Source organism: Halobacillus sp. H74 (genome assembly GCF_052246715.1).
GTDB classification, from domain to species: Bacteria; Bacillota; Bacilli; order Bacillales; family Halobacillaceae; genus Halobacillus; species Halobacillus litoralis_A.
Window position 1 is genome coordinate 574,010 of record NZ_JBQQCI010000003.1, and the last position, 22,123, is coordinate 596,132.

General features: G+C 41.5%; 24 protein-coding genes. 14 read left to right on the top strand and 10 right to left on the bottom strand.

What is annotated here, in order from left to right:
• Positions 1-14: 14 nt before the first annotated feature.
• Both ACTWPX_RS09240 and ACTWPX_RS09245 read left to right on the top strand, forming a co-directional pair.
• Positions 15-1,016 carry an aliphatic sulfonate ABC transporter substrate-binding protein gene (locus ACTWPX_RS09240; protein WP_443119476.1) on the top strand — a complete coding sequence of 334 codons (1,002 nt, stop codon included), beginning with the start codon at positions 15-17 and terminating at the stop codon, positions 1,014-1,016.
• Between the two features lie 331 nt (positions 1,017-1,347).
• Complete coding sequence (locus tag ACTWPX_RS09245; RefSeq protein ID WP_443119477.1) at positions 1,348-2,019, top strand: RsiV family protein; 672 nt, start codon at positions 1,348-1,350, stop codon at positions 2,017-2,019.
• 220 nt (positions 2,020-2,239) lie between these two features.
• Here ACTWPX_RS09245 and ACTWPX_RS09250 read toward each other — a convergent pair whose 3' ends face one another.
• The 3 genes from ACTWPX_RS09250 to ACTWPX_RS09260 form a co-directional block, all read right to left on the bottom strand.
• Entirely contained in the window at positions 2,240-2,791 is a 552-nt protein-coding gene (locus tag ACTWPX_RS09250) for a GNAT family N-acetyltransferase (RefSeq protein WP_443119478.1), read from the bottom strand.
• Between the two features lie 397 nt (positions 2,792-3,188).
• Positions 3,189-4,313, bottom strand: a complete 1,125-nt coding sequence (locus tag ACTWPX_RS09255; RefSeq protein WP_443119479.1) for an amidohydrolase — start codon at positions 4,311-4,313, stop codon at positions 3,189-3,191.
• A 105-nt stretch (positions 4,314-4,418) separates the two neighbouring features.
• Positions 4,419-5,324 (bottom strand): TIGR01777 family oxidoreductase, encoded by a 906-nt coding sequence (locus ACTWPX_RS09260; RefSeq protein WP_443119480.1) that lies wholly within the window; start codon positions 5,322-5,324, stop codon positions 4,419-4,421.
• 118 nt (positions 5,325-5,442) lie between these two features.
• On the opposite strand from ACTWPX_RS09260, the gene recX reads away from it, so the two are divergent.
• Together recX and ACTWPX_RS09270 are read left to right on the top strand one after the other, a co-directional pair.
• On the top strand, positions 5,443-6,255 hold the full coding sequence (gene recX, locus ACTWPX_RS09265) for a recombination regulator RecX (RefSeq protein WP_443119481.1): 813 nt from the start codon (positions 5,443-5,445) through the stop codon (positions 6,253-6,255).
• A 104-nt stretch (positions 6,256-6,359) separates the two neighbouring features.
• A complete protein-coding gene (locus ACTWPX_RS09270; protein WP_443119482.1) occupies positions 6,360-7,121 on the top strand; it encodes an NUDIX hydrolase in 762 nt (253 codons plus the stop codon).
• Positions 7,122-7,288: 167 nt separating this feature from the next.
• On the opposite strand, the gene ACTWPX_RS09275 is transcribed toward ACTWPX_RS09270, so the two are convergent.
• Positions 7,289-8,185 carry an HAD family hydrolase gene (locus ACTWPX_RS09275; protein WP_443119483.1) on the bottom strand — a complete coding sequence of 299 codons (897 nt, stop codon included), beginning with the start codon at positions 8,183-8,185 and terminating at the stop codon, positions 7,289-7,291.
• 115 nt (positions 8,186-8,300) lie between these two features.
• Between ACTWPX_RS09275 and glcT the strand changes: the two genes are divergently transcribed.
• From glcT to ACTWPX_RS09290, 3 genes are all read left to right on the top strand, one after another.
• The gene (glcT, locus tag ACTWPX_RS09280; RefSeq protein WP_443119484.1) at positions 8,301-9,143 is read left to right on the top strand and encodes a glucose PTS transporter transcription antiterminator GlcT; all 843 of its coding nucleotides are present in this window, start codon (positions 8,301-8,303) and stop codon (positions 9,141-9,143) included.
• Between the two features lie 240 nt (positions 9,144-9,383).
• On the top strand, positions 9,384-11,420 hold the full coding sequence (gene ptsG / locus ACTWPX_RS09285; protein ID WP_443119485.1) for a glucose-specific PTS transporter subunit IIBC: 2,037 nt from the start codon (positions 9,384-9,386) through the stop codon (positions 11,418-11,420).
• A 14-nt stretch (positions 11,421-11,434) separates the two neighbouring features.
• Positions 11,435-11,701 carry a phosphocarrier protein HPr gene (locus ACTWPX_RS09290; RefSeq protein WP_443119486.1) on the top strand — a complete coding sequence of 89 codons (267 nt, stop codon included), beginning with the start codon at positions 11,435-11,437 and terminating at the stop codon, positions 11,699-11,701.
• A 111-nt stretch (positions 11,702-11,812) separates the two neighbouring features.
• Here ACTWPX_RS09290 and ACTWPX_RS09295 read toward each other — a convergent pair whose 3' ends face one another.
• Positions 11,813-12,472, bottom strand: coding sequence for an SDR family NAD(P)-dependent oxidoreductase (locus tag ACTWPX_RS09295; RefSeq protein ID WP_443119487.1), 660 nt, complete (start codon positions 12,470-12,472; stop codon positions 11,813-11,815).
• A 100-nt stretch (positions 12,473-12,572) separates the two neighbouring features.
• On the opposite strand from ACTWPX_RS09295, the gene ACTWPX_RS09300 reads away from it, so the two are divergent.
• Entirely contained in the window at positions 12,573-12,911 is a 339-nt protein-coding gene (locus tag ACTWPX_RS09300; RefSeq protein ID WP_443119488.1) for a YfhH family protein, read from the top strand.
• 35 nt (positions 12,912-12,946) lie between these two features.
• Here ACTWPX_RS09300 and ACTWPX_RS09305 read toward each other — a convergent pair whose 3' ends face one another.
• Together ACTWPX_RS09305 and sspK are read right to left on the bottom strand one after the other, a co-directional pair.
• Entirely contained in the window at positions 12,947-13,090 is a 144-nt protein-coding gene (locus ACTWPX_RS09305) for a YpzG family protein (RefSeq protein WP_164908502.1), read from the bottom strand.
• Positions 13,083-13,256 carry a small acid-soluble spore protein K gene (gene sspK / locus ACTWPX_RS09310; RefSeq protein ID WP_128523943.1) on the bottom strand — a complete coding sequence of 58 codons (174 nt, stop codon included), beginning with the start codon at positions 13,254-13,256 and terminating at the stop codon, positions 13,083-13,085. Before sspK ends, ACTWPX_RS09305 begins: the two co-directional genes overlap by 8 nt.
• Before the next feature lie 109 nt (positions 13,257-13,365).
• Here sspK and ACTWPX_RS09315 point away from each other — a divergent pair, with 109 nt between their 5' ends.
• Positions 13,366-13,632 carry a YfhJ family protein gene (locus ACTWPX_RS09315; RefSeq protein WP_443119489.1) on the top strand — a complete coding sequence of 89 codons (267 nt, stop codon included), beginning with the start codon at positions 13,366-13,368 and terminating at the stop codon, positions 13,630-13,632.
• A 463-nt stretch (positions 13,633-14,095) separates the two neighbouring features.
• Here ACTWPX_RS09315 and ACTWPX_RS09320 read toward each other — a convergent pair whose 3' ends face one another.
• Positions 14,096-15,094, bottom strand: a complete 999-nt coding sequence (locus ACTWPX_RS09320; RefSeq protein ID WP_443119490.1) for a metal-dependent hydrolase — start codon at positions 15,092-15,094, stop codon at positions 14,096-14,098.
• 60 nt (positions 15,095-15,154) lie between these two features.
• Here ACTWPX_RS09320 and mutY point away from each other — a divergent pair, with 60 nt between their 5' ends.
• On the top strand, positions 15,155-16,243 hold the full coding sequence (gene mutY / locus ACTWPX_RS09325; RefSeq protein WP_443119491.1) for an A/G-specific adenine glycosylase: 1,089 nt from the start codon (positions 15,155-15,157) through the stop codon (positions 16,241-16,243).
• Here mutY and ACTWPX_RS09330 read toward each other — a convergent pair.
• On the bottom strand, positions 16,233-16,457 hold the full coding sequence (locus tag ACTWPX_RS09330; protein ID WP_443119492.1) for a cytosolic protein: 225 nt from the start codon (positions 16,455-16,457) through the stop codon (positions 16,233-16,235). The genes mutY and ACTWPX_RS09330 overlap by 11 nt on opposite strands.
• A gap of 264 nt (positions 16,458-16,721) precedes the next feature.
• Between ACTWPX_RS09330 and ACTWPX_RS09335 the strand changes: the two genes are divergently transcribed.
• The 4 genes from ACTWPX_RS09335 (at position 16,722) to ACTWPX_RS09350 (ending at position 20,743) form a co-directional block, all read left to right on the top strand.
• Positions 16,722-17,762 (top strand): LysM peptidoglycan-binding domain-containing protein, encoded by a 1,041-nt coding sequence (locus ACTWPX_RS09335; protein ID WP_443119493.1) that lies wholly within the window; start codon positions 16,722-16,724, stop codon positions 17,760-17,762.
• A 126-nt stretch (positions 17,763-17,888) separates the two neighbouring features.
• Positions 17,889-18,068, top strand: a complete 180-nt coding sequence (locus ACTWPX_RS09340) for a gamma-type small acid-soluble spore protein (RefSeq protein ID WP_128523932.1) — start codon at positions 17,889-17,891, stop codon at positions 18,066-18,068.
• A 303-nt stretch (positions 18,069-18,371) separates the two neighbouring features.
• On the top strand, positions 18,372-18,899 hold the full coding sequence (gene ntdP / locus ACTWPX_RS09345; RefSeq protein WP_128523930.1) for a nucleoside tri-diphosphate phosphatase: 528 nt from the start codon (positions 18,372-18,374) through the stop codon (positions 18,897-18,899).
• Positions 18,900-18,970: 71 nt separating this feature from the next.
• Positions 18,971-20,743 carry an ABC transporter ATP-binding protein gene (locus tag ACTWPX_RS09350; RefSeq protein WP_443119494.1) on the top strand — a complete coding sequence of 591 codons (1,773 nt, stop codon included), beginning with the start codon at positions 18,971-18,973 and terminating at the stop codon, positions 20,741-20,743.
• Between the two features lie 33 nt (positions 20,744-20,776).
• Here the strand turns inward: ACTWPX_RS09350 and ACTWPX_RS09355 are convergent, their stop codons facing one another.
• On the bottom strand, positions 20,777-21,844 hold the full coding sequence (locus tag ACTWPX_RS09355) for an FUSC family protein (RefSeq protein ID WP_443119495.1): 1,068 nt from the start codon (positions 21,842-21,844) through the stop codon (positions 20,777-20,779).
• Positions 21,845-22,123: the final 279 nt, after the last annotated feature.

The window sequence follows — 22,123 nt, forward strand, 5'->3', positions numbered from 1 at the left end:
GGAGATGAGAAAATATGAAAAAGTGGTTATCAATCGTCACTTTAGCTTTACTTAGCTTGGTATTAGCGGCATGCGGAAGTGATGCAGGTGCCAATTCTGACGGAGAAAATACAGACGAAATAACAATTGGTTATTTTCCTAATATCAATCACGTTGCCGGAATGGTAGCAGAGAAACAAGACCTTTATTCAGAAACCCTTCCTGATGGAACCAAAGTGAATTACCAGTACTTCCCTGATGGTTCCTCATTTATGACAGCAGTCGAAACAGGAGATATCCAAGGGGGGCTTGTCGGTCCAGGACCAGCCATGAACCACTTTACCAGTGGAGCTAAGATCAATGTCGTTGCAGCTGGTTCTACAGGTGGGACTGTGATCATGGCGAGAGAAGGAGCAGGCATTAGCTCACCGGAAGATTTAGCAGGCAAGACATTTATCTCTCCACGAGTCGGATGTACCCATGATGTTCAATTTGAAACGATGATGCATGAAGAGTATGGGATGACTTCCGATCGTATTGGTGGGGAAATGAAGCATGTCACAGGGAAACCTGCTACGTATGCAAGCTTATTTGAAGCGGGAAATGTGGATGTTGCTACAGTACCTGAACCATGGGCTTCCTCTATTGAAGAACAAGGAAAGGGTAAAGTCCTCGTAGATACACCAGATGTAGCTTATGGTGAAACATTGCCTGCTGCAGTTTTTGTTACCTCCCAAGAATTGGTTGAGAACAACCCTGATATGGTCGACAGCATTGTAGAAGCTCATAAAAAAGCAACCAATTTCATCAATGAAAATCCTGAAGAAGCAAAACAAATAGCCATCGATAAAATTAAGGAAATCACAGATCAGGAGCTTTCCAAAGGAGTTATTGATCAAGCGTGGGAACGTATCGATTTTACGTATGAAATCGAAGAAAAACACCTCCAAGAGTTCGCAAATTCTTCTTACGAACTTGAGTTCCTTAAAGAAAAGCCGGATTTGACCGGACTTGTTGATAAAAGTTTCCTCAAATAATAATAAGCAAAAGGCGAGAGGGTAATTTATCCTTTCGCTTTTTTTCGTCGGGAATTAAGAAGCAGTCTGTGACTACTTGTTTTATATGAGTTATATCCATAAAGCCTCCAATTATTACCTCGCCATTCTTCCGCAAGCTCGCTTACCTGGTGTGAAAGGATTATTGTAAAGTCATGTGATCCGAGCGCTTGTACCTTTATGTTATCAAAGAGTAAATGATATTACTCACTTTCACTTCAATGAATGACGTAATTTTAAATGAAAAAAACGTCCCATGTTTCTTTAGTTTTCAGTATTTAGGTCAAACTAACAGATACAGGAGGGATGTGTTTTGAGAACCTTTTCGATTATTATGCTGATGCTTTGTATGATATTAATGCATAGTGGAGGCGTAACAGCTGAAAGCCAATACAAAATTGTGCATAAGGATCAAGTTACAGAGGATTGGGAGATCCATGCAGATTATCCGTTGTTTGAACGTTTAGAGAATGAAGAGATGCAAAAGGATATCAATCATAAGATTGTTCAAAAGTTAGAAGATACTTTTCGGATGGTGAAGAGGGGGGCAAATGAAACTATGGGGGTGTCTTCTCTTTATTATGAAGAAACTACGGTTTATAAAGAGAAGAAGTTTTATTCAGTTGTGATGACTTCCCATATTACTCAAGGAGACCGGTACAATTCAACTGTTACGTCCATTAACTTTGATGATATGGATGACGGTTCAATTAAAATGTTGAATGACTTTGTTCATATGGATCGCTTGAACAATGAAGTGAAGAAAGTACTCGAGAGTGATCCCGACATGTATATAAAAGAGCCCTTTGCGGGTGTGAGGGATAACACAGCTTATTACTTACAAGAGGATCACTTGGTACTGGTATTCAATAAGTTTGAAATCGCTGCAGGCGTCCATGGAACCCCCGAAATCGTACTTCCTATCGAAGGGTTGCTGAAGGAAAATATTCATGAGACCAATGTGCCTTTTCCTTCTTACACTTGATATCCACAACCTGAACGTTGATTTCATAGGCATAAGGTGTATTTACTCACACAATCCCCAGAAATCAGTTAAAGGAATATCAACAACTTGAAAATAACGCAAATGTGATTTGAAGGGGTATAATAAGAGGTTATTAACATTGTGCACAACCCTGTGGATAAAGTTGATAACATTCAATGATGAAACAAACAGGTCTATTAAAAAAAGCATAAGCGAAGGCTTATGCTTCTAACATTTCTTCATTTTGTTCCTGATCGCCATAGTAATGGAATAAATATTGCTCTTTTGTAATCACGAACAAATCGTAGACGTCCTCGATGCGGTTAATGCGGGAAAGAACTTCAGGGTAAGCTTCATTCGCTGAGGTAACATAAGGTATTTTCAAGGCAGCTTTCATAGAACGCACATTTGTTTTACGGATTTTCATAAAAATAGCTTCGATATTCAATTGAAAAAACAATTCTTCAAAAAATGCATCCTTTGCTAACTGATTGTATCCCTTTCCAAAATATGGGCGCCCGAGCCAAGTCGCCAAAAAGCCTTTGTTTTCAGTTAGGTCGAACAAATTGATAGTCCCAATCGGCTGCCCCCACTCATCAAGGATGGTACGTGAAATCAATTCACCCCGATCTTCTGCTTCAATCGTTTGTTTAGTCAAAAAATAAAATTCATCACTGGATGCAGCTCTATGGCGGACGTAAGGAAAAACTTCGGGGTGCACCATCAAATCAAATAAAACCGGGGCATCATGTAAATCACGCTTTTTCAGCATAAAAAAATCCCTCCTTGAATGAGGAGGGTGGCCGCACGCATAGGGAAAAGGCATCCACTGGCCGGTTCTGGCCACCCTCGAATTTTTATCAATTGCTCACAAAAATCCGGGGTGGGAATCGAACCCACTAGAACCAGTGTTATAACTGGTGGCGCACCATTTGCCTTCCCTATACGAAAAACTTATAAAAGATCATCTAAACTTATAATAATCCAAACTTTAAAAAAAGTGAACGAATTATTTGTAAATGGATTATTAATTTTTTCAAGGGAGAATTCCAAACGTTTTCATGTGTGAAAAATGGTAGGATACTCTTTTATTCTAGTCTGTTAAAGAGCCCTTTAACACAGTTTATTTAAGAGGGCGGGGAAGAAGAAGGCAATGCTTTTATAAGCGCTTATTGTTCTTGGAAATATACCATCTTCCCGTTAATCATCGTCCAAATCGGCTTTGATAAGTATTCAAAAGGATGGCCGCTCCATAAAACAAGGTCGGCATCCTTTCCTTTTTCTATAGAGCCTACACGATCATCGACATCTAAATTTTTGGCTGGAGTAATGGTAATCCCTCTCAATGCATCTTCAATGTCCAACCCCTCGCGAGCGGCTAATGCTGCACAAATATTCAAGTATTGTATAGGAGTGTAAGGATGGTCTGTGGTTATAGATACTTTGATTCCATGGTCATGCAGGATTTTATAGGTTTGCCATGTCTTATTGCGGAGTTCAATCTTAGACGCCCGCGTAAATGTGGGACCTACAGATACTTGCAAGTCTCTCCCTGCTAATTCATCCACGATCAGGTGCCCTTCTGTACAGTGTTCGATTCGCAGGTCGAGATCGAATTCATCAGCGAAGCGAAGGGCTGTAATGATATCGTCGGCGCGATGAGCATGAATCCGTACAGGAATTTCTTTATTCAAGGCCTGGAGAATGGGCTGGACACGTAAATCATGCTCCGTATTTTTCATAGCCGCATAAAAAGTTTCTCGAAGAGTCCCCATGATACCGAGGCGGGTGATGGAAGCATTTTTGGATTGGGAATGGATGCGCTTCGGGTTCTCACCTAAAGCCAATTTCAAACCAGCTGTCGGTCTTAAAATCATATGGTTAATGGTATGTCCGACAGTCTTGATGACTGATGTTGTGCCACCAATCATATTAGCACTGCCCGGCATGATGTGGGCTGTAGTAACCCCCGCTTTCCGAGCTGAAAAAAAGGCAGGGTCAAGAGGGTGTGCTCCATCGATAGCGCGCAAATGCGGAGTAATGGCTTCAATGGTTTCATTTGCATCACTGCCCGCCCACCCTGTGCCTTCATCATAGAGTCCAAGGTGTGTGTGGACATCAATGAAACCAGGATATAAATCCATGCCTTTTCCATCAATATATTCTGCGTGATCAGGGAATTCAATCGTCTGACCATAATCATGGATCTTTCCATCCATCACATGTACAAAGCCGTTTTTGATCTCCTTGGAAGTGATGGGGTGGATATTGATGTTCTTTATGATTGTGTTCATAGACATACAGCCCTTCGATTTGTATTACCATTATTATACTTGATTTTAACGAATTGGATCATAAAAAGAACGAAGCTGGCGCTCAGCTTCGTTCTGGGAATTGATTCAATTGGAGAGGATAGCGTGTAACGCGGGTTTCAAATCAGGATATTTGAATGTATACCCTTCTGTAATCGCTTTTTTTGGTATGACGGATTGACCGTCTAAAAGGAGTGTGCTCATATCACCAAGAGCAGTTTTTAAAGCGAACGAAGGAGCGGTCAGCCAATGTGGCCGATTCAATACCTCACCAAGCGTGTGACCGAAATCTTTATTTCTTTTTGGATTCGGTGCGGTACCATTTAGAGGGCCATGGATATTTTTGTTGTGAAGGACAAATTCTATCAACCCGACTACGTCATCAATATGGACCCAGGACATCCATTGTTCTCCTGTACCTAAGTTACCACCGATCATGAGTTTATAAGGAAGGACCATTTTAGGTAAAGCCCCTTCTTCTCCTAAAATAAGTCCAAAACGCACAAAAGCTGTCCTTACCCCTTTTTCGGACGCTTTTGAAGCTCGTTCTTCCCACTCAACTACAACATTGGCAAGAAAATCATTCCCTGGTTCTGTTGTTTCCTCTGTGAAACTCTTCGTTTTTGATTGGCCATAATACCCGACCGCAGAAGCATTGATAAGAACTTCCGGCTTCTCAGGTAAACGTGCGATCAGGTCAAGTACACCTTCTGTCGACTGAATGCGGCTATTCAATATAGATTGTTTGCGTTCTTCTGTCCAACGCCCGCTGTTCAATGATTCCCCTGCAAGGTTTACAATCGCATGCAAAGAAGGAAGGTGCTCTTCGGGCCTATGTTCTTCCTTAAGCCAACCGACATGAGTGACACGCTCAGAGTCTGAATGTTTTTCAGGACTCCTTGTCAGTATGTACACATGATGCCCTTCTTTTTTGAGTTGTGAAGTCAAATGATTGCCTACAAATCCAGTTCCGCCAGTAATAGCGATTTTCATGTTTATTCCTCCTGTATTAGTGAGAATGTAAATATATAATTCTAAATAAACTTTTGCGATTCCTATTCATGACCTCAAGTTACACAGCATGATAAAATGGAAAGTAGAGGTGAATAAGATGGCAAAACTTACGCGAATTACTACCCAGAAAAAGCACAAAAGCCGATACAACATTTTTTTAGACCATGGAAAAGGGGAGGAGTATGGTTTCAGTGTCGATGAGGATGTCTTAATCGAACATCGTCTACAAAAGAATATGGACCTTGATGAAGCGACTATCCAAGCACTCATCCAAACAGATACGCTACATAAATCATATACCCTTGCCATCAATTATTTAAGCTACCGTATGCGTTCTGAAAAAGAGATGCGGGATTATCTCAAGGGAAAAGAAACAGATCCTGAACATATTGATGAGATTGTCACCCGCTTGAAAAATGACCGGTTAATAGACGATCAGGAGTTTGCTAATTCTTTAGTAAGGACGAGGATGATGACCTCAAGCAAAGGTCCGCTCCTCGTAAAAAAAGATTTACTGGAAAAAGGCGTTGCTGCCCCCAAAGCAGAGGCAGCGATTCTTCAGTATTCCTTCGATCAGCAATATGAAAAGGCGCTCAAATTCGCTAAAAAGAAATTGAAAAACGATGGACGTAAATCTCATCGTCAGCAAATCCAAAATGTGCACCAGACCCTGATGCAAAAAGGCTTCCAGGGGGATGTCATTCAAGAGGTTTTGGCCAATCTGCCTGAAGAAGAGGATGAAGATGCAGAATGGGAGGCTGTCGTGTATCAAGGAGAGAAACTGTTGCGTAAGTTTCAGTCCAAAGCTGAAGGATATGAACTGAAGCAGAAAGTGAAATCAGGGCTTTATAGAAAAGGATTTACATTCGATTTAATCGATCGTTTCATAGATGAATATGTTGAAGTATAATGTGATGAGGCTTGAGCCGAATAAGGTTTTATAAAGAATCTTCCTCCTCCCTTGTCTTCGTGTATACTATTAACTGTGATTTTAGAATGATGAGGAGGAGCAGGATGATTTATAAAAAAGAAATCATCACCATATACCCGGAGGATTATGAAAGAGTCACTCAGTTTTTTCATAAGTATGAACTTCCGCTCCACCTTGGGCATGGAGCCAGGCTTATTGGAAGGTATAAGACAGAGGAAAGTAATGAGGTCACATGTTTGTGGGAGTACGATTCTCATGAGGAATTTCATAACATTCAGGAAAAAATAAAGCAATCAGATCTATACAGGAAAGCAATGAAAGAGAGGGAAGATATCGAACAGCTTTTTCTGGAAGTTAAAGTGGAGATGCTTGAGAAGACAGGGGACTATCATTTTCCGAAATATATCGTCTCTGTATCTGCTTTTGTCACAAATGATGCAGGAGAAGTACTCCTTGTTAAAAATGAACATAGAGAAGATACATATGAAATGCCTGGTGGGCGTGTAGAGTATGGGGAAAGCCTTATAACCGCTGTGAAAAGGGAAGTAATAGAAGAAACAGGTGTCGAAGTGGAAATCGACGGAGTTACAGGTGTCTATCACAATATTTCCAGAGACATTGTCTGCATTGTTTTTAAAGGATATCAGAAGAGTGGAGTGCCGCGCCCCTTACCTGGTGAAACAAAAGAAGCTCTCTTCAAAGATGTGCAGTCCATTGATCTCACAAAATGGGTGACGAGAGATCAATTCCGTGTAAGGATTTTTGATGCCATGCAAAAAGAAGCGGTGCCTGTAGAGAGTTATCATGTACGCCCTTATGGAATCGTAGACCGTTTGCCGGAATAGCTAGGGGCTTTTCTTTTAGTGGATACCCCGCATGTATGGCAGAATTATGGAAGGCTTGAGTCGAGGTGATGAGCTTATACAAATACATCCACAGTGACATATCAATGAGCCGTCTTAACAAGAGAAGTGAAAGTCAACTTGGCGACAAAAAAGAACAAGCCGTTGACTTATACGTCAGCAGCTTGTTCTTTTTTATAGAGTAATCCTTTTTTCTCTAAGTCTTCGATCGCTTCATGGACATGATCGACTGTATGGGCGGCGTTTGCTTTGACTTCAGGATGGGCGGCTGACATAGCATAGCTGTGAGGTGTCATTTCAAACATACTTAAGTCGTTAAATGAATCTCCGACACAAGCGATTTCATCCGCTTTAAGCCCCAGACCCTCCATCAAATGGCGTAGACCGCTTTGCTTGTTAATGGATTTCGGCATCATATCCACACAGGTTTCATGAGAAATGAAGCTGTCAATTTCATCACCGAATGTATCGGCTATTTTTTCGGCAGCAGCTACAACATCTTTTTCTTTACCATGCAATGTGATTTTGGATGGAGTGATGGAAGCTCCGATTTGCTCTTTAACTTCCGGATTTACGATGATGTCATGGAACATTTGTGCAGATATTATATCGATCCATTCATTATGTTCTTTTGTGAATGTTTCTTTTGCAGTAGAAACGGTTTTGATCATCGGCTCATTATCGATGGCTTCTAAAATGCGTTTAGCTAATTCACTCTCAAATGTCTTAGAGTGAATCTCCTTGTCACTATCATCAAATACAAAGGCACCGTTTTGACTGACCCGGTGACCATTAACACCTACTCGTTTCAATACTTCAGCGATTTCGTGATCCATTCTCCCAGAAGCGACTGCCAGGGGTGTCCCTTGTTCAATCATTTGTTTCAAAGCATCAACATCTTCATGCTTTATATAATGATCCATTCCTAGTAATGTGCCGTCAAGATCTGTAACGAACAGTTTGATCATAATAATCTCCTCTCCGAATTTTCCTTTTGTATTCTGAATACCTAGATGATTGTACATGACGTAACCGCTTTCTGACAAAGAAGACGAATCCCCTCTTAGCATAACCTCTTGTAAAAAATACAAAACGAATATACGATAGTATTTATGAGAAGACTGAAAACGCTTTTAAGTGTAAATTAAGTGGAGGTCCTTTATGGAGCAACAATTAAAAATAGAAAAAATATTGAATAATAACGTCCTCATTGCCGCCCACCCGACCTTTGAAGAAGTGGTGCTGATAGGAAAAGGCATCGGCTTTAACCGAAAGAAAGGCGATGATATTTCCTTCGATAAAGCAGACAAAACCTTTTTGTTGAGTAATGAGCGTGAAAAAGAACAATATGTCAACTTGCTCCCATACATAGACGAGAAGCTCATTGATTTCATGAACGATGTCCTTCATCATGTTGAATTAAGAATGGGACAAGAGCTTAATCAACACATACACGTGGCATTGACTGACCACTTGGCTTTCGCCATCAATCGTGCTAAACAGAATCTCCAGTTCTCCAATCCATTTTTGTTGGAAATTGAATCTCTTTATCCGAAAGAGTATCAAGTGGCTATGGAAGTCGTAACACTGATCTATGATGAAATGGGGATTCAATTCCCTGATGGGGAAGTAGGTTTCATTGCTCTTCACATTCATAGTGCTGTAACAGACAAAACGTTGCGTGAGATCAATAGACATAATCTGCTCATATCGAAGCTTGTGAAGATAGTGGAAGATACAATGCAAGTTTCCATTGATAAAAACAGTGTCGATTACCATCGGTTAGTCCAGCATTTGCACCGGGCTATTGACAGGGTATATCAAGATGAAAATGTAGGGGATGAAATTCGTTTAGCAAAGATGTTGAAGGAAGAGTACCCAGTGTGCTATAATTTAGCATGGAAATTGATAAAAGTGATGCAAAAACAGCTGAATAAACCTGTAGATGAATCGGAAGCGATCTATTTGACGATTCACTTACAACGTTTAACCCATAAATCCTAAACGTACGTGTTACTGACACGATCAGGCATGAGTACAAGAAGATTTAGTGGTTATCATAGGGAGAAGACTGCCCTTTGATAGCCGGCGAATCTTCTGTACTCATGCCTTTTTTAGTGCTTTCATCCATAATTGCGCCCAACAGGAGGGCGCATATCCTTTACTTGAAATTGAAAACGTTTTATTTTTCTGAAATTGGACATGGGCAGCTGTTTTACTCACAAAACAAAAGGAGGAAATATAATGTTCAAGAATGCTTTCGGCACCTTGCAAAAAGTCGGTAAAGCGTTGATGACCCCTGTAGCCCTGTTACCAGCGGCCGGACTGCTGCTTGCTTTTGGTACAAGCTTTGCGCAAGATAATTTCGTTGATAAAGTGCCATTTTTCGGGACTCCATGGGTACAAAAATTCCTGCAAGTAATGGCTGAATCCGGCGGGATAGTCTTTGATAACCTGCCGTTATTATTTGCTGTCGGTGTAGCAATCGGGTTAGCCAAAGGGGATGGTGTAGCAGGACTCGCTGCCATCATCGGTTACTTGATTATGAATGTCGTCATGGGTGTCTTAGGTAACGTAGATGCCGACATGACTTCAGATCCTGCCTATGCAGAAGTGTTAGGAATACCCACACTGCAAACTGGTGTCTTCGGTGGTATCATTGTCGGTATATTAGCCGCCTCGATGTATAATCGATTTTTCAATATAGAATTGCCACAGTTCTTAGGGTTCTTTGCTGGTAAGCGTTTTGTGCCGATCATTACAGCTTTTACTTCATTGTTCTTAGGAATAATCATGCTGGGTGTTTGGCCATTTGCCCAATCCGGGCTTAATGCATTATCTCACTTGATGTTAGAAGGGAATCAGACGATTTCAGCCTTTTTCTTTGGCTTGATTGAACGATCATTGATTCCATTCGGCTTACACCATATTTTCTATTCGCCGTTCTGGTTTGAGTTCGGTAGCTATACGAATGCAGCAGGAGAAGTCATTCGTGGTGACCAAACGATTTTCTTTGAACAATTAAAAGATGGCGTTGAATTCACAGCAGGTACATTCATGGTCGGTAAGTTCCCGTTCATGATGTTCGGTCTACCCGCTGCAGCGCTGGCTATTTATCATACGGCGAAGCCTGAACGCAAGAAAGTAGTAGGGGGGATCATGGCATCCGCTGCCTTGACTTCATTCCTGACAGGGATCACAGAACCAATTGAGTTCTCCTTCCTATTCGTAGCTCCACTATTGTTTGCGATTCACGCTGTTTTCGCTGGTTTCTCCTTCATGATCATGGAAATTCTTGGAGTGAAAATCGGCCAAACGTTCTCTGGTGGTTTGATTGACTTCATTCTATTCGGAGTCATGCCGAACCGTACAGACTGGTGGTGGGTCATCATCGTCGGCCTGGTATTCTCTGTGATTTACTACTTCGGATTCCGCTGGGCGATCCTCAAGTTCAACTTGGCGACTCCAGGACGCGAGGATGAAGCAGAAGACGAGGAGGACGATGGAGAAGTAGGCGACCTGCCTTTCGAAATTCTGGAGGCAATGGGCGGTCAGAAGAATATCGACCACTTGGATGCATGTATTACAAGGTTACGTGTTTCTGTAAATGATAAGGAAAGCGTCAATAAGAACCGATTGAAGAAACTCGGAGCATCTGGCGTTATGGAAGTCGGAAACAATATCCAAGCGATTTTCGGTCCTGTGTCTGATACATTGCGCGGTCAAATGCAAGATATCATTGATGGTAAAACACCTCGTTCCAGAGAAGATGTTTCTGAGATCGTAAACGAGAAGAAAGAAGCAGAAGCTCCTGTAACAAAAGGAGAATTGGAATTTGTCAGCCCGATCAAAGGGAGAATCATGCAGATCACCGAAGTGCCGGATCAGGTTTTCTCAGGTAAAATGATGGGTGATGGCTTTGCAATTGAGCCGGAAGATGGTAAGATAGTTTCGCCGATCAACGGTAAAGTTCTTAACGTATTCCCTACAAAGCATGCGATTGGTCTCGAAGCAGATAATGGAATGGAAATCTTAATTCATATCGGTATCGATACAGTCAGCTTGAAAGGGGAAGGTTTTACAGATAAAATTGCTGAAGGTGACGAAGTGAAGCAAGGGCAGGCATTGATGGAAGTTGATTTGAACTATGTCAAAGAACACGCGTCATCAGTTATAACACCGATTGTATTCACCAACCTTCAAGAAGGTCAGTCTGTAAACGTTAAAGCTTCAGGTCAAGTCAATCACAATGATCCAGATATCATTGAAATCAAAGAATAAAGAGGAGAATGAACATGGCAGAACAAACAATGAAAATTACAGCAGCTGATGGAGTGCATGCTCGTCCAGCGACAGCTCTTGTACAAGTAGCAGGGAAATATCAAGCAGATGTGAACCTTGAGTACAAAGGTAAATCCGTGAATATGAAATCCATCATGGGTGTTATGTCTCTTGGTATCCCTAATGGGGCAGAAGTGACTTTCAAAGCGGAAGGTTCTGATGAAGCAGAAGCAGTAGAAGCCGTCGTGGCAAAAGCAAAAGAAGAAGGTCTTGGAGAGTAAGACAAACAAAAAGAAGCTGTCGCTTTAAAAAGGGACAGCTTCTTTTTTTGCCTGAATCCAGGATTCGGGAAACGGTTCACTTTTCTTGAGGTCTTATGAATGAGGTGCTGATTAGCGATCGACGATTATCTCCTCGCGGCCATCGTCTTCGTTAAAGATTTGTTCGGCAACAACTTCCGGGCCTTTTAGACACTCGGGGTCGTCTACGTGTTTGGTTTCACTCCAGAATGGTGTGTTCATGCCCCCCATATAAACCGCTGTAGCTGACATGTTTCCTTTTGCCCATTCTTTTTGCAAGCTTTCTGTAAAGCCACGCACAGCAAATTTACTTGCACAGTAGATGCTTTCATTCTTTTTACCTCTTAAGCCTGCAGTAGAAATGATGTTCAAAATCCTTCCTCCTGATTGCTTTAATTTTGGTAAAGCATATTGGGTCATTAATAAAGTCCCTTTGACATTCGTATCCAGCATTTTATCAATGTCTTGTTCAGTATAACCAGCTAAATCGCCGAAAATACCAAGACCTGCATTATTGATCAATACATCTAAAGTTCCGATTTGTTTCAATGCTTCAGAAACAGATGCAGGTTCTGAAATATCGCAAATAAGAACCTCTGCCCTGCCCCCGGATTCTTTGATTTCATCCTGGACGATCAGCAGTTTTTTTTCTGTCCGTCCCGAAAGATAGATGGTGTTTCCTTCATTAGCGTACTTATGGGCTAACGCACGACCGAGTCCTGTCCCTGCGCCCGTAATCATTACATGACTCATATGGTTTCTCTCCTCTATAATTCAGTGTTCACCATATTCATTGTGAACAAAGCCTGCTAAAATGTAAAGAAAGGGTAAAGTTTTATTAGGAGGTATGAAATTGGAACGACGTTACAGTGATTATAGTCAAAATGAATTAAGACAAGAGATTGCTCAACTAACGGAAAAAGCACAGAAGGCGGAGCAAATGGGAATGGTGAATGAATTTGCTGTCCATGAGCGTAAGATCATCATGGCAAAATCATATATGCTGGATCCTGGGGTCTTTTCAGCAGGTGAAACATATCGTCTTGAAGGCGATCCTGCTCATGCCTTTTATATTCAATATATGAACGGGATTTTCGCTTGGGGTTACCGTAAAAATAATAATGGAGAAAAAGTGAGTGTAGAAGAGGAAGAGGCATTGCCGATTTCCATGTTGGGAGAAAAAGTAACATAAAAGCTGGGCACGGTTAACCGCACCCAGCTTGGGATCTAGTTTCGTTTTCTAGCTTGAACTTCAGTGATTTGGTCTGCCTGCGTCTGTTCTGTCTCTCCGTTCACTCGACTGCCTAAATGTTTGATACTGCGATGAGAACGTATAGCAGAGGCATTAGTTTTGAAATTACGCTTACCCATGGTAATTCCTCCCTGTATCATTGACGTCCCGGTGTCTGGATCTTGCCGCTCTTTCCTGTGGCTTACTGTTGATCTTTCCATTAGGACGTAAAGCGAGATACTCACTTTGGTCATCCGGTGCGTGCGTCATTTTTACATTAGGGAAATTTTTAGCCTTATTACGCATCAGTTACCCTCCTCATGTCTCAATGAAGAGACAATAGTATTATGTACCGTTCGTTGCAAAGTATGTGGTACAATGGTGATGAAAACATTGCCAAATATGGAGTGGTCCTATGCACGAAATTTATCAGCGGTTAGCTGAACTATTATATGAGAAGAACCCGCAATTGACGATTGAAGAAGCTAGAACGTGGGTGGAATTGCTTTGGGAAGACTTTGAATCGACAAGAGCGAAAGCAGGCCATGATTATCAAGGGAAGCAAATGACCGAACAGATCGTTGTGCAGTGGATCAATCATTATGGGCCTAAACTGCACGAATTCGTAGCAACGAACCCAAAGTATAAGAAGATGCTTGAAAAAAAGGGATATTTACATTAATAAGAAAAGAAGGAGCCTCTCATGTAAGAGAGACTCCTTCTTTATATACGTCTATGCTTTTAGGGGCTGCCCAAGGCGCTTGCGCACTTAATTTATCCGGTTCCAGCGCCTAGCCCCTCGAGGTCATAAGTCAACCAACTCCGTGAAGAAAAAAGCTCTTCACTATGTTGTTTGTCTTATGCTTGTCGGGGCTGTCAAGGCGCTTGCACACTTGATTTATCCGGTTCCAGCGCCTAGCCCCTCGAGGTCATAAGTCAACCAACTCCGTGAAGGAAAAGCTCTTCACTATGTTGTTTGTCTTATGCTTGTCGGGGCTGTCAAGGCGCTTGCACACTTAATTTATCCGGTTCCAGCGCCTAGCCCTTCGAGGTCATAAGTCAACCAACTCCGTGAAGGAAAAGCTCTTCACTGTGTTGTTTGTCTTATGCTTGTCAGGGCTGTCAAGGTGCTTGCACACTTGATTTTACTTAGACTCCATTGGGCTGAGTTTGTTTTGCAGTTTTTCTTCGGTGAAAACCCAGCCTGTGTAGGAATTCAATACCTTCAGGTCCTCTCCATGTTCATCATCGATTTGTGCGAGGGCGACGAATGGGTACCGTCCACGGGAACGGTAGCGTAAGTCGATGAACCTCACTTCTGTGTACTCATCATGAAAGCTCATTTCATAACGGAACACTGGAGAAAAGGATAAAAAGGCTTTGATATTATGATCGGTCAAGGCAGTTTGGACGACTGGATCCTCGTAATCGATGGGTTTATTGACGAATTCGTCAAGGATAGTGAGATGCCCATTTTCAGCTCTTCCTACGTAATAGTTGGTCGTTGTTGTAATGGCAATCCGCCACACATTCTGCTGGATAGTCGGCGATGTGGCAATTTGCTCGACATTTTCGAAATGTTCATGAATGAGCCGGACAAGTTCTCTTTTGTCAAAATATCTTTTCACATAGTAAAGAGCGATGACAAAGTATATGATCAGCCACATGAGGCCAGGATTAGCTCCAAGGTTCCACCCGACTATACCTGCCAGGTGCAGTATGAAAATATAAGGATCGAAAGTGTTTATGAACCCGTATGCGACCCATCGGTTCGAAATGGGGCGGTAAGCTTGAGTTCCGTAAGCATTGAAAATATCGACAAATACATGCAGGATGACAGCAAGAAAAGTCCATAGCCAAAGGTGGAGGAAGTCCACTCCTGGTGTGAATAAATAAATGAGGCTGGGGATACTTATTCCCCACAACAGCACCGCAGGAATAGAATGCGTGATACCGCGGTGATGACGAATGTATACAGCATTGTTTTTTAGTTTTAGTACAGTGTCTGAATCAGGCGCCTGCGACCCTATGAGTGTACCGATAAGCACTGCATTGAAGAGTGCGGGATCGGAATTCACAGCAGGATCAAGGGTTGCTATCCCTCCAAGGGCGACGCCCATAACGACGTGGGTTCCAGTGTCCAAATTTTATGCCTCCTTTGGTCAGACAATACGTTAGTAGTTTATCATGAAGGATGATTTTAAATGAAAAATAAAGAAAGACTACAGACGATCTTAGAATATTTTAATGCTGAATCTTTCAGGGACGACTTGATTCGATGGTTCAAAGAAGAACAACGCCTTTTACCATGGAGAGAGAATCAGGATCCCTATCGAGTCTGGGTATCAGAAATTATGCTCCAACAAACCAGGGTTGATACAGTTATTCCTTATTTTAATTATTTTTTAGAAAAGTTTCCCACCCCACAAGCACTAGCAGATGCAGAGGAGCAAGAGGTCCTGAAAGCCTGGGAAGGTCTAGGGTACTATTCCCGTGCTCGAAATTTGCAAAACGCTGTTCGTGAAGTTGTAGAAGAGTATGGGGGAGTTGTTCCGAACAACCCAGAAGAGCTGGGTGAATTGAAAGGGGTAGGTCCTTATACGAAAGGAGCAATCTTAAGCATTGCATATGATACACCGGAGCCTGCTGTAGATGGGAATGTCATGCGTGTCCTCTCAAGAATTCTTCATGTAGAGGATGATATTAGTAAACAGAGTACAAGAAAGCTTTTTGAGGGCCTTGTGGGCTTCTTGATTTCCCGTCAGGACCCAAGTTCCTTCAACCAGGGACTAATGGAACTAGGGGCGCTGATATGTACTCCTAAAACGCCTTCTTGTATGTTGTGTCCTGTACAAAACAATTGCAGAGCATTTGAGCAGGGAATAGAGACGGAATTGCCCATTAAGTCTTCAAAAAAGAAACAGAAAAAATCCCCTTATTTATTATTGCTCGTCCAAAATGAAAAAGGGGAAGTATTGATTGAAAAGCGTCCTGAATCTGGTCTCCTCGCTTCGTTGTGGCAATACCCGATGGTACCCCTAGAAGATATAGATAAGGAAACAGCACCTCACTGGTTTTTCGGTGAATATGGTTTGAAAATAGAATTAGGGGAACCGATCACGGACATCAGGCACGTGTTTTCTCATCTGATTTGGGAAATGGGAGTTGTAAGAGCTACCGTAAAGGATGGAGAATTGGATCACGATCGGGCAAGATTCATAAATCCTACAGACATGATCGACTTACCCTTTCCAGTTTCCCATCAAAAAGCGCACCCTTATATTAGTCAATAACAGGATGAGTGCCGTGGCTCCAAGTTGCTTCCTGCGTCTGGAGGCCGCCGCGGCGCTTAATTTCGTTATTGATTTCTCTTAAAAGTGTTATGCCTTCGGAGTTCAGATAGGGTGAACTTTGAGATAATGCATAATGAAAATATCCCAGCTCTTTTTCTTCCCATTGTTGTTTAGATTCCATCGACAAAGCAGATAAATCCCTTCCTACATACATAGCTCAACCTCCTTCGAACTTACTTTATGCATTTTTTATGTCATCATACACAAATAGGTGCCGGGAAGAATGTAACAAACTTGTAAAGTAAATGTAATGTAAGCCAAGAATCCTTTATACGACAAGGTTCAAGTAAGAAATGTAGGTATTTGGTGAAGTTTTAGACTATTTACAATTCAATGACATTTAGGAATAATTAGATATAGACCAAATCGATTAGACTAATTTCATCACCCATATATAATTAAAGAGAGGGTTTTTAGTATGAATAAGAAGAAGGTGGCAACAGCTGTCTGCGGCTCATTGATTGGCGCTTCACTTTGGGGATCTTCTGTTTTTGCCGATGAATTACATAAAGTCAAATCTGGTGAAACTCTATGGAGACTTAGTACTCAATACGAAGGTTCTGTATCGGACATCAAATCGTGGAATAATCTTAATTCTAATACCATTTATGCAGGACAATCCCTGGTCGTCGAAAAAGGTCCCACTGATAGCACTACTTCTACCGAATCACAGCCAAAAAAATCTTCTTCAACTAATACATACACGGTTAAGAGCGGTGACTCGCTTTGGGCAATTGCTACAAGACATGATATGAGTGTATCTGACCTGAAAAGCCTGAATAATTTAAGCGGTAATATCATTTATTCTGGTCAAAAGTTGAAATTGACAGAAGGAACGAATACCTCAGATCGGAAAGAGTCTACTCAAACCGAAAAACCGAAATCTGAAACAACTTCAGACTCATCAACTACATATACGGTCAAGAGCGGAGATTCACTGTGGGCGATTGCAACGAAATACGATATGTCCACTTCAAGCCTGAAAAGCTTGAATAACTTACAAAGTAATGTCATCTATGCTGGGCAGAAGTTAAAAGTTAGTGGGAAACCATCTAATAGTCATACTTCTACCTCAAAACCAGCGGCTTCAAACACCGGATTAGTCCAAGAAGCTAAGAAACACATTGGTACTCCATATAGGTGGGGCGGGGCATCACCTGCTGGTTTCGACTGTAGTGGATTCATTAAATATGTATTTAATCAGGAAGGGTTCAGCATCCCTAGAACAGTAGCATCTATTTATGCAGATAGTCGTGCAGAACATGTGAGCAGTTCTAATCGTCAAATCGGGGATCTGGTGTTTTTTGAAACTTATAAACCCGGAGCATCTCACGCTGGAATTTATGTGGGCAACAATCAATTCATTCATAGTGGATCGACAAATGGTATTGAAATCAGCTCCCTGTCCAGCAACTATTGGGGACCACGCTACATCGGCACAAAGAGATTCACCAACTAATTCATCCAAAACGGCGCACCAATTAAAAGGTGCGCCGTTTTTCTATGTCTCGAAAAAATAATTTTTTCGTTTTAGGAATGAAACATCGCTCACCTGTACACAATAATTTTTGCGGAGGTGATAAACATGGCTAAGCAACCGAAACAAAACAAAACAGCTGCTGGTACAGACAAAAATCATGTGAAACAACAGAACCAACAAGCTGCTCAAAAAGGTCAGGACCAATATGGTGCTGAATTTGCATCTCAAACTGATGCACAACAAGTACGTGAGCAGAACCAAAAATCTCAGGCTAAGAAAAAATAACCTGAATTGTTGGTAAGGTTGGCCAGGCTGTTTATTAGCCTGTATCAATCCCCCGAACGAAGAAGTCGCCTGATGCAGGCGGCTTCTTTTTGTTTTTAGTAGTGATTGTTTCAAATCACTTGAAACGTTTACCGGTATTTAGAAGTTTGCGCTCATTCCTTTTTGTATCGATGAAATAAATATTTGTGCTTGCCTTTTTTTGTTGCACTTATATTTTCTGCAGACCAATTGTTTTCATTCCTTTACATTTGTCGTTATAATAGACAGAAGGTGATACGGAAAAAGAAGGGAAGGGGGGATTTCATGCCCGGCCCAGACGCAGGAAAACGCATTGAAATTCAAAGTTATAAGCACAATGGGCAATTGCACCGAGTTTGGGAGAGTACTACCATTCTAAAAGGGACAAGACATGTCATCATCGGAGCCAATGACCGTACAACAGTAACAGAAAGTGATGGCCGCAGGTGGACAACAAGAGAGCCTGCTATCTGTTATTTCCATTCAAGACACTGGTTCAACGTGATAGGCATGTTACGTAATGACGGGGTTTACTACTACTGCAACATCAGCTCGCCTTTTATTTATGAAGAAGAGACGATCAAATATATAGATTACGACTTAGACGTCAAAGTTTTCCCCGACATGACGTACAAAATCCTTGATGAAGATGAGTATGAAATTCATAAACGGAGAATGAATTATCCGCATGTATTTGACAGGATTTTATATAACAATATCGATACGTTGATCAGGTGGATCAGACAACGGAAAGGTCCTTTTTCACCTGAATTCATCGACCAGTGGTATGAACGATATTTAACGTATAGATGATGAAGGATTGCGCCCGTATAAAAAGGGCGCAATCCTTGTTGTTTGAATGGTTTAGAAAGTAGGTGAGTGTTTTGGGGAGCATCAAAAGATATTTGCAATTTGTGAAACCTTATAAAAAGAAAATCATTCTTACTGTACTGATCGGAGTCGTCAAATTTTCTATTCCATTATTGATGCCGTTGATCATCAAGTATGTGATTGATGATATTATCAATGCTGATTCTTTAGCTCAGTCTGAAAAAATGGATCAACTGCTCCTTTTGATGGGAGGCGCCTTTGTTGTGTTCCTAATCCTTCGGCCGCCGATCGAGTATATCCGTCAATATTTGGCTCAATGGATCGGAAGCAACATTCTTTACGATATAAGGGAAAAGCTGTTTGACCATATCCAAAGGTTGAGTTTGAGATTTTATTCAAGAACGAAGACCGGTGAAATTATTTCCCGTGTCATTCATGATGTCGAGCAGACGAAAACATTTGTTATCACAGGATTGATGAATATTTGGCTGGATATGTTTACGATAGTGATAGCTATCATTATCATGCTGACTATGGATCCTTGGTTGACATTAGTCTCAGTGGCTTTGTTTCCGTTTTACGGGTTTGCGGTCAAATTCTTTTATGCAAGATTACGTAATCTGACCCGCGACCGTTCACAGGCGCTAGCAGAGGTGCAGGGCCATTTGCATGAACGTGTCCAGGGGGTTCCCGTAACGAGAAGCTTTGCTCTGGAAAATCATGAACAACGACAGTTTGACGTTAAAAATAAAAACTTTTTGGACAGAGCGATCACCCATACGAATTGGAATGCTTATACGTATTCTGTCACAAACACAATCACGGACTTAGCTCCATTGCTTGTTATTGCCTTTGCAGGTTACCAGGTCATCACTGGGTCTTTGTCGGTAGGGACGATGGTTGCTTTTATCGGGTATATGGACCGTGTTTACAACCCATTAAGGCGTTTGGTCAACTCAGCTACAGTTTTGACCCAATCCATCGCTTCCATGGACCGTGTGTTCGAATTTGTTGATGAAAAGTATGACATCGTCGATCGCCCTGGCGCTAAGAAGTTAGAGAATGTCGATGGAGATGTCAAGATTGAGAATGTCTCATTCAGATATGATGAAGAAGACCCTCTCGTATTAAATAACGTCAATTTGGATATCGAAAAAGGGGAAACCATCGCCTTTGTCGGGATGAGTGGCGGAGGAAAGTCTACACTCATCAGCTTGATTCCCCGTTTTTATGATGTTACTTCAGGTAAAATCATGATTGATGGGACGGATATCCGTGATTTGGAGGCCCGTTCATTAAGAGACAATATCGGAATGGTCCTGCAAGATAACATCTTGTTCAGTGAGTCTATCGCGATGAATATCCGGATGGGGGACCCAGAGGCGACAGATGAAGAAATGGTGAATGCGGCTAAAGAAGCCAATGCCCATGAATTCATCATGAATCTGCCGAATGGCTATGATACTTTAGTGGGAGAACGTGGTGTGAAATTGTCTGGAGGACAGAAACAAAGAGTAGCGATCGCTCGAGTGTTTTTGAAAAACCCTCCATTACTTGTCTTGGATGAAGCGACATCCGCATTGGATCTTGAGAGTGAAAACCTCATCCAGGGCGCGCTTGAACGGTTGGCTTCAGAGCGGACCACCTTCATCGTAGCACACAGACTTTCTACGATTACGCACGCAGATCGAATTGTATTGATTGAAAATGGCGAAATCGTTGAAGTCGGCTCTCACCATGAACTGATGAGGCAGCGTGGCCATTATTATGATTTATATCAAGTACAGGAATTGGACGATAATAAACAAGAATATATGGGAACTTGAAAAAAGGCTGTCGCTCAAATTAGCGACAGCCTTTTACTTATCTGATGTTTGGATGAAATCATCCTGGTGATGCGTTTGGTAGCTTTTTAAAAGTTTTTTCAATCGTTCCAGTTGATAATGATACTCCATTAACTGGGAAGCGAGAGGCAGGAAGATAAGTTTATCCGGATTGTTGCTCGTTTCATACACATGCATGAGTTGTTCGACAAGCAGCGGGATATTCGGTTCTTCAATTTTTCGTAAGGACTGTTTGTGTGTCCTTTTTATTCTCCCCTTCAAACTTAAAACTAATTTCTCGTGAGCATTGATGAGCTTATCAAGTTCATTGACGACTGAATCCTGAAAGTCTCCTGGTATTTGTTCGATTTTGTGTTCTAACCGATAGAAAGCCTTCAATACGTCAAAGGATTTCTTAGTCGTGGTAATCAGTTGGCGGAAAAGTACGAGCTTTCTTCCTTTGGAGAAACGGCTGCCTTTGAAGTATGTTCTTTCTTCTGAATAAAGCAGATAAGTATGATCGACCCACCGGATATTATCTTGAATACGGGTGATTTCATATTTTAAAGCTGGTTCATCCGATAATTGTCTCGTCGTCACACGTAACCATTGGAGTATATCTGTAGTCGCATGATCGATTTTAGAGAACAATCTCGTTTCATATCGAGGTGGAAGGAAAACGAGATTGACGATGAATGCAGCCAAGATACCAAGGAGCATGGATGAGAAACGAGAACCTGCAAAGTACAGGAAGGTTTGGTCTGTCGAGTCCATTAAAGCTATGACCGCCACCACAGCAAGAGCGATTGTATTTTCGTTCATTTTTAAGGTTGTCGTCATACCAATAACCAAAATGATGGCAAACCCAACGATGAATGGGTCATTACCTAATGTGAATACGGCAAGTATAGCAATGATCGCACCGATCGTATTTCCTTGCACTTGTTCAATAATGGATTGATAAGAACGATAGATTGAAGGCTGGATGGAAAACACAACAGCAATGCCAGCTAATAATGGAGAAATGAATCCGATCAAGTGGCCAATATAAAGGGCTATACCAACGGCTAACCCGGTTTTCATCATTCTTGCGCCCAATTTCATAACAAGCATCATCCTTCTTTTAATGTGAAGCTTCCCTCTTTAAGGTAAGAGAATCAATGGAACCATTATACCTTATTTTACTAATAAAAAAAGGCAAAGAAAAAGCTTATGCATAATATATGCATAAGCGGCAAGGGGGACCAGCTTGATGCTGGAACCTATGAAAAGGGAAAGAAATGAAACAAAGATCATAATTCGTGGGAATATTCAGAATTATGTATATATAATAGCACGAAGGTAAAAGATAATCAATTGAATTTTCAGAAAAAATCGCTAAAA

What these genes read in the sequence shown, in the direction of transcription:
- ACTWPX_RS09240 (WP_443119476.1), top strand. Translation starts at nt 15, where the DNA reads ATGAAAAAGTGGTTATCAATCGTCACTTTAGCTTTACTTAGCTTGGTA.
- ACTWPX_RS09250 (WP_443119478.1), bottom strand. Translation starts at nt 2,791, where the DNA reads ATGCTGAAAAAGCGTGATTTACATGATGCCCCGGTTTTATTTGATTTG.
- ACTWPX_RS09255 (WP_443119479.1), bottom strand. Translation starts at nt 4,313, where the DNA reads ATGAACACAATCATAAAGAACATCAATATCCACCCCATCACTTCCAAG.
- ACTWPX_RS09260 (WP_443119480.1), bottom strand. Translation starts at nt 5,324, where the DNA reads ATGAAAATCGCTATTACTGGCGGAACTGGATTTGTAGGCAATCATTTG.
- recX (WP_443119481.1), top strand. Translation starts at nt 5,443, where the DNA reads ATGGCAAAACTTACGCGAATTACTACCCAGAAAAAGCACAAAAGCCGA.
- ACTWPX_RS09270 (WP_443119482.1), top strand. Translation starts at nt 6,360, where the DNA reads ATGATTTATAAAAAAGAAATCATCACCATATACCCGGAGGATTATGAA.
- glcT (WP_443119484.1), top strand. Translation starts at nt 8,301, where the DNA reads ATGGAGCAACAATTAAAAATAGAAAAAATATTGAATAATAACGTCCTC.
- ptsG (WP_443119485.1), top strand. Translation starts at nt 9,384, where the DNA reads ATGTTCAAGAATGCTTTCGGCACCTTGCAAAAAGTCGGTAAAGCGTTG.
- ACTWPX_RS09290 (WP_443119486.1), top strand. Translation starts at nt 11,435, where the DNA reads ATGGCAGAACAAACAATGAAAATTACAGCAGCTGATGGAGTGCATGCT.
- ACTWPX_RS09295 (WP_443119487.1), bottom strand. Translation starts at nt 12,472, where the DNA reads ATGAGTCATGTAATGATTACGGGCGCAGGGACAGGACTCGGTCGTGCG.
- ACTWPX_RS09305 (WP_164908502.1), bottom strand. Translation starts at nt 13,090, where the DNA reads ATGGGTAAGCGTAATTTCAAAACTAATGCCTCTGCTATACGTTCTCAT.
- sspK (WP_128523943.1), bottom strand. Translation starts at nt 13,256, where the DNA reads ATGCGTAATAAGGCTAAAAATTTCCCTAATGTAAAAATGACGCACGCA.
- ACTWPX_RS09315 (WP_443119489.1), top strand. Translation starts at nt 13,366, where the DNA reads ATGCACGAAATTTATCAGCGGTTAGCTGAACTATTATATGAGAAGAAC.
- mutY (WP_443119491.1), top strand. Translation starts at nt 15,155, where the DNA reads ATGAAAAATAAAGAAAGACTACAGACGATCTTAGAATATTTTAATGCT.
- ACTWPX_RS09330 (WP_443119492.1), bottom strand. Translation starts at nt 16,457, where the DNA reads ATGTATGTAGGAAGGGATTTATCTGCTTTGTCGATGGAATCTAAACAA.
- ACTWPX_RS09335 (WP_443119493.1), top strand. Translation starts at nt 16,722, where the DNA reads ATGAATAAGAAGAAGGTGGCAACAGCTGTCTGCGGCTCATTGATTGGC.
- ACTWPX_RS09340 (WP_128523932.1), top strand. Translation starts at nt 17,889, where the DNA reads ATGGCTAAGCAACCGAAACAAAACAAAACAGCTGCTGGTACAGACAAA.
- ntdP (WP_128523930.1), top strand. Translation starts at nt 18,372, where the DNA reads ATGCCCGGCCCAGACGCAGGAAAACGCATTGAAATTCAAAGTTATAAG.
- ACTWPX_RS09355 (WP_443119495.1), bottom strand. Translation starts at nt 21,844, where the DNA reads ATGAAATTGGGCGCAAGAATGATGAAAACCGGGTTAGCCGTTGGTATA.